This is a genomic window from Bradyrhizobium sp. (assembly GCF_019244115.1).
In the GTDB taxonomy this organism is placed as follows: Bacteria; Pseudomonadota; Alphaproteobacteria; order Rhizobiales; family Xanthobacteraceae; genus Bradyrhizobium.
The window spans coordinates 1-2,776 of record NZ_JAFATE010000355.1 but is presented as its reverse complement, the minus strand read 5'-3'; the positions used below and the strand labels follow the sequence as shown (position 1 = coordinate 2,776).

The window sequence follows — 2,776 nt, the reverse complement described above, 5'->3', positions numbered from 1 at the left end:
ATGATCCGGAAAAGTGTGAAGCGGTTTTCCGAAAAGATCATGCGCAAACAAAGACCCAAAGCGCGATGAGGATTCATCGCGCTTTAGTGCGCGTTACGCTCTCTCGAAGGTCACGCGCTCGCAGGCACCTGGTCGAGGAAACCGGTGATGGAGCGGATGCGCCCTTCTTTCAACAATGCGAAGTCGGTGCCCTTGATCGGGCTGTCGACACCGTCCGGGCCCAGGCCCCACTGGAAGCGGAGCTGGTCGCCATAGCCGTTGGGCTCGCCGATCAAGGTGAATTTGAAATCGGGAAAGCGCTGCTGCACGCCCGCGATCAGCGCGTCGACGCCGTCATGGCCATCGCCGCTCATGATGGGATCGACATAGCGCGCGTCCGCGGTCCAGTCGGAGGCGAGCATCTCGCGGCGGCGGCTCGGCGTGCGCTCGTTCCAGAGCTCGATATAGCGGCGGGCAATCGTGTTCATATCGGTCATGTCACCTCTCCTGTCGTTGAGCCGTCCTGTTCGGCGGCCCCAATATCGAGCGACGACGACGTCAGATCGATTACCTCCGAGGTCAACAAAAACGGCAGCCGCGAGGCTGCCGTTTCAGGGCAATGCTGTGATGACCGCAGCTTACTTCGCCGCGACCACCATGATCTCGACCAGATATTCCGCAGCCGCGAGCCCGGCCTGCACGGTGGCGCGGGCCGGCGTGTTGCCCGGCGAGACCCACTTGTCCCACACCGCGTTCATCTCCGCGAAATTCTTCATGTCGGTGATGTAGATGTTGGTCGACAGCAGCTTCGACTTGTCGGTGCCGGCCTTGGCCAGATGTCCGTCGATGATCGACAGGATTTCCTGGGTCTGCTCGGTGGTGCTCTTGCCCTTGGCCTTGTTGGCGACCACGCCGGCGAGATAGACGGTGTTGCCGTGGACGACGACCTGGCTCATGCGCGGCCCGGTTTCAAAACGCTCAATGCTCATTGGGTTCTCCGACTTGAATGGCGCTATCTACTAGCCTGTAGGGCGCCTTAGCGCCAGCGTAACCCGCCGCGGTCGTCGCATATCGGCATGGCGGATTACGCTTGCGCTAATCTTACTGCGTCACGGGCGTCGACGTCCATTTGATGCTGCACTGGCTCCGCAGCACGGACACCGTGGCAAGGTTTTGATGAGGGCACGGATCAAGCGGGTGCGCATGGTTGCGATCGAGTTCGGGACATGGCGTTCAGGCCGCAAGGGCTGAGCCTCGGGGTCGATAGTTGTCGGGTATGGGAGGGACCTGGAACGGCATGGCGGAACGAGATGCTGAGGGGGGAATCGTCGCCTGTTCGGCGATGAGGAATCCATAGGCTGCGATACACAGCGTTGCGTGATGGTGGAAGCCTCGCCAGCCGCGTCCCTCGTAGTGACCGAGACCAACCTCCTGCTTGAGTTCCTGATAGTCGCGCTCGATGCGCCAGCGCAGCTTGGCAAAGTCGACGAGCTTTTCGAAGCTGATGTCCTCCGGCAGTGTGGAGAGCCAGTATTTGGTCGGTTCTGCTTCGCCCTCGGGCCATTCGACCAACAACCACTCCGGCGACAAATTCTCAGGGATCAGCTTGGGGTACCCGACACGAAGACGCACACGCGCAAAGCGCGAAGACAGTTGCTCGGCGGAGCCTTCCCGCCATGTCACCGTGCGCCAGGCCCGCTTCGGCAGGGCAAGTGCTACCTGCTTGGCCGAGACCAGATCGGGCTCATCACGGCGACCGGTATTGTTCATCGGCTTGTCCATACGCCGCGGGCCGGTGCCGGGCCGCCACATCAGGATGTCCGGTACGATGCCGACCATATAGAGCACCCCCAAGGCTGTCATGCCTGCGCGCAACTGCGAGTCCCTGCCATAGGCCGCATCCATCAAGCCGACACCACGCGGCAGGCCGGCCTCGCAGGCCCAACGTATCTGCTCTAGCGCGATCTCCAGCTTGGTCTTGAACTTGATCTGCTTCGGAACGCCCGCCTTCTTGCGCCGGGTACGATCCTTCGTCCAGGCTTCCGGCAGATACAGCCGATAGGCCACCGGAAGGCTGGCCGCATGATTGGCGATCGAGAGCGAGACCGCGACCTGGCAATTGGCCTGCTTGCCGAGCTGTCCGCAGTATTGATGGTGCACGCCGACCGAATGCTTACCTTGCTTGGGGAACGAGGTGTCGTCGATGATCCACGCCTCGATCGGACCGCTCTTCTCGATCGCCGGCAGCACGATCTCGCGGACCTTGGCCAGCACCGCCTCGTCCGACCAGTCCGCGTTGGCGACAAAGTGCAGCAACGACTGGTGCTGTGCGGACGTCCTCGCGGGAGCCGTCCGTGCCGCCATCGGCTCAACGCTCTTGCGTTCACCGGGTAACACCAGCCCCATGCAATAGTCGCGCAACGGCCTCGTTCGCTCCGCGTGACCGATCACGCTTCCAAGTCCAGCAATATACGACGCGAACCGCGCTTCGCTCTGATCGAGATCCATCTGGCCCTCCGCGTGCCAATCGTTGAATCTCTTCAATTACTTGATTCCCAAGCCTCACTGCCTGCGACCGCTTGACTCAGTAGTACTAATCCGCCCTACGCAGCCACGCAGCTGAGGCATCAAAGGAGGTCCACATGAGCCAGGGACAATCGATCAAGGACGCCAGTCACCTCTACGAGGTCGAACGCCGCGCTCGCCATGCCGAGCGTCCCGGCTTTCGCATCACCGAGCTGCAGCTTTCGCCGACACAGAAGGTGCCGTGGCACACCCACACCAACGTCTCCGATAC

3 protein-coding genes are annotated in these 2,776 nt (G+C 61.6%); all 3 read right to left on the bottom strand.

What is annotated here, in order from left to right; all coding sequences use genetic code 11:
• Window positions 1-110: 110 nt before the first annotated feature.
• Window positions 111-476, bottom strand: coding sequence for a nuclear transport factor 2 family protein (locus JOZ76_RS15735; RefSeq protein WP_291699535.1), 366 nt, complete (start codon window positions 474-476; stop codon window positions 111-113).
• A 141-nt stretch (window positions 477-617) separates the two neighbouring features.
• Complete coding sequence (locus JOZ76_RS15730) at window positions 618-968, bottom strand: RidA family protein (RefSeq protein ID WP_291699534.1); 351 nt, start codon at window positions 966-968, stop codon at window positions 618-620.
• Between the two features lie 244 nt (window positions 969-1,212).
• The gene (locus tag JOZ76_RS15725) at window positions 1,213-2,487 is read right to left on the bottom strand and encodes an IS701 family transposase (RefSeq protein WP_291699533.1); all 1,275 of its coding nucleotides are present in this window, start codon (window positions 2,485-2,487) and stop codon (window positions 1,213-1,215) included.
• Window positions 2,488-2,776 lie beyond the last annotated feature (289 nt).